General features: G+C 69.8%; 5 protein-coding genes. 1 reads left to right on the top strand and 4 read right to left on the bottom strand.

Going from position 1 to position 6,098, the window contains the following annotated elements; genetic code table 11:
* Positions 1-110 precede the first annotated feature (110 nt).
* The gene (upp, locus tag ACNQPB_RS08310; protein ID WP_498750705.1) at positions 111-746 is read right to left on the bottom strand and encodes a uracil phosphoribosyltransferase; all 636 of its coding nucleotides are present in this window, start codon (positions 744-746) and stop codon (positions 111-113) included.
* A 24-nt stretch (positions 747-770) separates the two neighbouring features.
* Here upp and tadA point away from each other — a divergent pair, with 24 nt between their 5' ends.
* Positions 771-1,280 (top strand): tRNA adenosine(34) deaminase TadA, encoded by a 510-nt coding sequence (gene tadA / locus ACNQPB_RS08305; protein WP_498750703.1) that lies wholly within the window; start codon positions 771-773, stop codon positions 1,278-1,280.
* Between the two features lie 29 nt (positions 1,281-1,309).
* On the opposite strand, the gene ACNQPB_RS08300 is transcribed toward tadA, so the two are convergent.
* From ACNQPB_RS08300 to ACNQPB_RS08290, 3 genes are read right to left on the bottom strand one after another with little or no spacing between them, the layout of a single operon-like run.
* The gene (locus ACNQPB_RS08300; protein WP_498750701.1) at positions 1,310-1,933 is read right to left on the bottom strand and encodes a TetR/AcrR family transcriptional regulator; all 624 of its coding nucleotides are present in this window, start codon (positions 1,931-1,933) and stop codon (positions 1,310-1,312) included.
* On the bottom strand, positions 1,930-4,494 hold the full coding sequence (locus ACNQPB_RS08295) for a PEP/pyruvate-binding domain-containing protein (RefSeq protein ID WP_498750699.1): 2,565 nt from the start codon (positions 4,492-4,494) through the stop codon (positions 1,930-1,932). Before ACNQPB_RS08295 ends, ACNQPB_RS08300 begins: the two co-directional genes overlap by 4 nt.
* A complete protein-coding gene (locus ACNQPB_RS08290) occupies positions 4,487-6,025 on the bottom strand; it encodes an MDR family MFS transporter (protein WP_498750697.1) in 1,539 nt (512 codons plus the stop codon). Before ACNQPB_RS08290 ends, ACNQPB_RS08295 begins: the two co-directional genes overlap by 8 nt.
* Positions 6,026-6,098 lie beyond the last annotated feature (73 nt).

Raw genomic sequence — 6,098 nt, 5'->3', positions numbered from 1 at the left:
GGGGGGTCACCGGCGGGCCCCCACACCCCCGGGCGGGCCCCCGGGGCGTCCCCCCCCCCCCCGGGGGGGGCCCGCCGCCGTCATGCGTTTGTGTGGCGAGCGGGCCTGCGTCAGCCCGCCACGCCGTAGAGGCGGTCGCCGGCGTCGCCGAGGCCGGGAACGATGTAGGCCTTGTCGTTGAGCTTCTCGTCGATGGAGGCCAGCACGATCTTGACGTTGGCTTCGGAGAGTTCTTCCTCCAGCTTGGCCAGGCCCTCGGGCGCGGCAAGCAGGCAGATGCAGGTCACGTCCGAGGCGCCGCGCTTGAAGAGGAACTTGATGGCCTCGCGCAGGGTGCCGCCGGTGGCGAGCATGGGGTCGAGCACGAAGATCTGCCTGCCGGTGAGGTCCTCGGGCAGGCGCTCGGCGTAGGTGATGATGTCCAGGGTTTCCTCGTCGCGCGCCATGCCGAGGAAGCCGACCTCGGCCGTGGGGACCAGCTTGGTCATGCCCTCGAGCATGCCCAGGCCCGCGCGCAGGATCGGAACAACCAGCGGCGTCGGCTTGGTGAAGGCGGTCCCGGTGGTCTTGGTGACGGGCGTTTCGATCTCCACGGGCTGCGTGCGGACGTCGCGGGTGGCCTCGTACGCCAGGAGGGTGACGAGTTCTTCCGTCAGCTGGCGGAAGACCGGTGAAGGGGTGTTCTTGTCCCGCAGAACGGTGAGCTTGTGGGCAACGAGCGGGTGGTCCACGACGAGTGTGCGCATGCGTCCAAAACTATCATTGAAGGCATGAGCATCCCCGAGCCGTACCACGCCGAACATGCGGCATGGATGGGCCTTGCCCTGGACGAAGCCCGGCGCGCGCTGGACACCGAAGACGTGCCGATCGGTGCCGTCGTTTTGGGGCCCGACGGCGGGGTGCTGGGTGCCGGCCGGAACGAGCGTGAGGCGCACGGGGACCCCACAGCGCACGCCGAGATCGTGGCGATCCGCGAGGCCGCCGCAGCGTTGCAGCGCCACGCCTTGGAGCTGGGCGAAGGCGGGGACGGTTGGCGCCTGGAGGACTGCACCCTGGTGGTCACCCTGGAACCGTGCGCGATGTGTGCCGGGGCGATCGTGCTGGCACGGATTCCGCGGGTAGTGTTCGGGGCTTGGGACGAGAAGGCCGGGGCGGCGGGCTCAGTGTTCGACATCCTCCGCGAACGCCGGCTCAACCACTGGGTGGAGGTCTACGCGGGGGTCCGGGAAGCCGAGTGCGCGGCCCTGCTGCGGGACTTCTTCGCTGGGCACCGGCAGTAGGCACACCGGCAGTAGCTGCACATGCAGGATCATGCTTCCCGCGCGGCCTCCGGGCTGACCCCGAAAAGCGGCAGCACGACGTCGTCCACCACCTCCCGGAGGTAATCGTCCCCCACCGGCAGGCCCGAGAAAAGGACGCGCTGCCGCAGCAGTGCAGGGCCCGCCTCCAGCCGCCTTTCGGTGACAAGCGCGGCATCGCACTCGCCGCGCGCCACCGCCCTGCCGACGATCTCGCGCATGGTCCGCACCATGTTCCCCCGCCCGAATTCCCTGATCTGCGCGGCTGCTTCCGGGTTCTGCAGGGATTCACCCAGCAGTCCGAGCATGGCTTCCCCCAGCACCCCGTCCAACAACCGGACAATCTGCCGCATGAGGGCCAGGACGTCACCGCGCAGGCTCCCCGTGTCCGGCGCGGAGGTGTCATCCGGCATCAGATCGTAGGCGGCGTCCAGCACCAGGGCCGCCCGGCCGGGCCAGCGCCGGTAGAGCGAGGCCTTGCTGGCCCGCGCCCGCTCCGCAACCCGTTCCATGGTCAGCGCGGCGTAGCCCGATTCGGCGATTTCGGCGCGCACGGCCTCGAAGATGGCGCTGTTCAGGGCGGCGCCGCGGCGGCGCGGCAGCGTGCGATGGTCGCTTCCCGGCAGGGTGGTCACGGCCGTGTCCCGTCGTCCGGCGTCCTGACTTGGCCCCGGGTGCCGTCCACCAGCACCTGCTGGCCGTCGTGCAGGACCTTTGTGCCGTTACCTGTCCCCATGACGGCCGGTATGCCGTACTCGCGCGCCACGATCGCGGCGTGCGAGCCGAGCCCGCCGGCGTCGACCACCACGGCCGCGGCACGCTGGAACAGGGGCGTCCACGATGGATTGGTGTACGGGCAGACCAGGATTTCGCCGCTACGCAGGGAACCGAATTCCTCCGGCCCCCGGACCAGCCGCACGGCCCCCGAGGCCTCGCCGCGGCTGGCCCCGGTGCCGCTAAGCAGGGCTCCTTCTGCGGGCCGGACATGGGCGAACAGCACGGCCGGGTCCAGCAGCGGAATCCCTTCGAGTTCGCGCCGTTTGGCGGACCGGGCGAGCACCAGCGGACGGTACCGCTCGCGCACCCAGGCCGGCAGGGCGCCGCCGTCGGGGGTTTCCGTGATCTCTTCCAGTTCCCCGAAGCGCAGGTGGTACACGTCCTCCGGCGCATCCAGCACGCCGGCTTCCGCCAGCCGGCGGCCCAGATCCAGTTGTGCCCGGCGCAGCGGCGGCAGCACCATGGTGGCGTAAAAGTGGCTGTCCTCGCGGAAGGCCATGCCGGCTTTGGCACCCTCGACGGCGTCAAGCACCAGGCGGCGCACCGCACCGAAGCGCAGGAGGCGGTGGCGTTCGAGCTCAGCGAGCGCGGCGTCCGTCTGGTCTGCCGCGGCGCGACGCTCGCCCGTCATCGACTTGATCAGGCCGAGGACAACCTCGGGGGCGTCTGACCAGGTGGGCGCGCTGCTCAGCACAACGCTGATGGTCTCGCGATGGCCGAATTCGGCCAGGAACGCGTGGAACGCAGCCCGGAACTCTGCGAAGCCTGGCTCGTTCTCCACCCGGTCAAGGAGCGTTGCCATGCTGTTCTCCGGGGCGCCGCCGTTCCCCGAAGCGCCAGCGGCGGCGAACGCCCCGGAAAGGACGACGTCGCCCCGCACCAGGGCGGCGAGTTCCTCGAGTGCCTGGTTGGCTTTGCTGGTCCGGGTTTCGGCGCCAGCGATGAGGGCGGAACCGAGCCGGGCCTTTCCCAGCAGCAGGAGCATGAGCCGCAACTTGCCCTGCGGTACAAACGAACCCGGCAGGTAGGACACCCGCAGCTCGGTAATCCTCTCCATCGCTGCGAGGGCTTCCTGGGCCATGCGGAGCACGCCGGACCAACTGAGCCGCGCTGGATCCTGTTCCCGCAGCCGGTCCACCGCGGCAAGGAAGTCCGTGAAGCGGGGGTCGCGGGTCCAGTCCGCCGGCTTGAAGCGGTGGACCCTCCGGGCGATCGACAGCGGCGCCGCGAAGGTGCGCAGTGTGGGCTTGGGCACCGGGGGCAGCAGCTGCACCACCACGCCGTCCTCCTCCGGCAGGATTTCCCTTACTGAGGGGAAGACGACCCCCACACTGCCGGCCATCGGGCCGAGCATGGCGAAGAGGCCCCGTTCGATCCACCCCGAGACGTCCAGCGGATAGGGCCTTTGCTGGAACATCTCCACAAAGAACGGTCCAACCAAGCGCTGGAAGCGGTTGAGTACCGGAGGCTGGGGCGGCAGTGCCGTCATGGGGCGCGACTGCAGCACGTGGACGCGGCCATCGAAGACGGCCCACTCCATGTCCTGCGGGCGGCCGAAATGCTCCGCGGCCCGCCGCGCGAGCCCGGCCAGTTCTGCCAGCTCGGGCGCACTCAAGGCGGGCGCACTCAAGGCGGGCGCACTGCCTCCCCCGCCGCGGTTCACCTCCTCGGTGCCCCCTCCCGCTACGGCGCGGATCACCACCTCGTGCCCGCCAGGCGTGAAGGACAAAGTGCGTCCCTGGCTGTCCAGGACGTAATGCTCAGGGGTCACCAGCCCCGAAACCACGGCCTCGCCCAGCCCCGCGGCCGCGTCCACTACGATCTCGCCGCGCTCGCCCGTGACCGGATTGGCACTGAACATGACGCCCGCGCTGCGGGACTCCACCATTTTCTGGACCACGACGGCGATCCCCACGGTGTGCTGGTCGATGCCCTGCCGCCCGCGGTACGCCACGGCACGGTCCGTCCACAGCGAGGCCCAGCAGCGGACGACGGCGTCGAGCACCTCCGTTTCGCCGATGACGTTGAGGAAAGTGTCCTGCTGGCCCGCGAAGGCGGCGCCGGGCAGGTCCTCCGCGGTGGCACTGGAACGCACCGCCACCGGGCCTGCACCCAATGCCGTGTACGCCGCGGCGATCTCCGCCCTCAGCCCGGGCGGCACCGGGGCCGCGGCGAACAGCTCGCGGAGGGGCCCGGCGTCGGGGGTTTCGCCTTCCGCATCTGCCAGCAGCGCTTGCAGCCTCTTGTCCAGCCCGTTGTGCGCCAGGTAGGCCGCGTACGCGGCGGTGGTGACGACGAACCCGTCCGGCACGGGGAAGCCCTGCCGCACCAGTTCGCCCAGGTTTGCGCCCTTGCCGCCCGCCACGAGGAGGTCCCGCGCACCGAAGGCGGCCAGGGTCCCGGTGAATTTTTCAGTCATGGCGGGGCTCCCTGAGGGTGGTTTCCGATGGGGTGTCGGAATACGAGGTGGTGCGTAGTTCGCGCTCGGGCAGGAACAGGGTTGCCACGAACGCGGCGAGCAGCACCAGGGCGGCGTAGCCGAAGACCGGTGGCAGCGCGTGGCCGAAGGCCTCGGCGACGGCGGCGCGGTCCGCCGCGGGCAATGCTTCCAACGCCTTGGGGGTGAGCGAATTGATGCGGCTCCCGAGGGTTGCGGCCACGGCGCCGGGGACGGCATCGGCGAAGCGGGCCGCGATGAGGGAGCCGAGCACGGCAACACCGACGGAGCTGCCCACCTGTCGCATGAAGGCGACCGTGGATGTTGCGGTGCCAAGGTGGCGCCTCTCCACCGAATTCTGCACCACCAGCACCATGACCTGCATGACCAGGCCGATTCCCAGGCCCAGGAGCACCATGGACGTCATGACCAGCACCGGGCTGCTTGCGGCGTCGAGCCTGCTGAAGAGCAGTTCACCCAGCCCCGCAAGCAGGGTGCCGGCCACCGGATAGGCCTTGTAGCGGCCCGTAAGCGTGATCAGGGCACCCGATGCCGACGTCGTCGTCAGGATTCCTGCCATGAGGGCGATCAGCATGCCGCCGGAGGCCGTGGCGGACATGCCCATTCCGACCTGCAGGAAGGCGGGCAGGTAGCTGACCGAGGCGAACATGGTGAAGCCGATCATGAAACTGACGGCGGTGGGGATGGAGAAGGCGGGATCCCGGAACAGCGTCAGCGGAATGACAGGATCCTTGGCGCGGCGGGCGGTGAGCAGCCAGCCTGCGACGGCGGCGGCAGCGAGGACGGCCAGCACCGGTACCAGCCAGCCCGGTCCGCTGTGGACGCCGCCGCTGCAAAGCAGGATGACCGCGACGATGGCAAGGCTCAGCAGGGCCGAGCCGCCATAGTCCACGCGGCGGCCAGGGGGAACGGGCGGAAGGTGCAGGGTTCTGGAGACCACGGCGAGGGCCGCAAGTCCCAGCGGAACGTAACCGTAGAAGATCCAACGCCAGGACAACAGGTCCACCACGGCGCCCCCGGCCAGCGGACCCGCCACTGCTGCGACGATGAAAGCGGCCCCGATGATGCCAAGGAGCCTGCCGCGTTCGCGCGGGCTGACAAGTTCGCCGATCACCGCCTGCGCCGCGATCATCAGGCCACCGCCACCGGCCCCTTGGACGGCGCGGCAGGCGATCAGTTCGGGCACGGACTGGGCCAGGGAACACAACCCGGCGCCGGCAATGAACAGCACCAACGATCCCTGCAGGACCCGCTTGCGGCCGTAGGCATCGCCGAGTTTTCCGGTCAGGGGCATGGCGGCTGTAGCGGCCACCAGGTACCCCGTGATGATGGTGGACATCTGGTCCAGGCCGTTGAGTTCCCCTGCCACGGTGGGAAGTGCCGAGGCCATGATCGTCTGGTCCAGGGCACCAAGGAACATCACCAGGAGGAGTCCTGGCAACGCTGCGCGGATCGCGGGCGGTATTGCGGGTTTGGCGCGTTGAGTGTCCATGGCGTGGTCCTTGGCCTGGGCAGGCTTCGGTGGCGGTTGGAGTCCGTTCTTTGAATGTACGCCACGCCAATAG

This window comes from Curtobacterium sp. LFS079 (assembly GCF_047977865.1).
Taxonomy (GTDB): domain Bacteria; phylum Actinomycetota; class Actinomycetes; order Actinomycetales; family Micrococcaceae; genus Arthrobacter.
This window is presented reverse-complemented; position numbering and strand designations above follow the sequence as displayed.

Excerpts from the sequence above, each read along its gene's own strand:
- upp (WP_498750705.1), bottom strand. The coding sequence starts at position 746 with ATGCGCACACTCGTCGTGGACCACCCGCTCGTTGCCCACAAGCTCACC.
- tadA (WP_498750703.1), top strand. The coding sequence starts at position 771 with ATGAGCATCCCCGAGCCGTACCACGCCGAACATGCGGCATGGATGGGC.
- ACNQPB_RS08295 (WP_498750699.1), bottom strand. The coding sequence starts at position 4,494 with ATGACTGAAAAATTCACCGGGACCCTGGCCGCCTTCGGTGCGCGGGAC.
- ACNQPB_RS08290 (WP_498750697.1), bottom strand. The coding sequence starts at position 6,025 with ATGGACACTCAACGCGCCAAACCCGCAATACCGCCCGCGATCCGCGCA.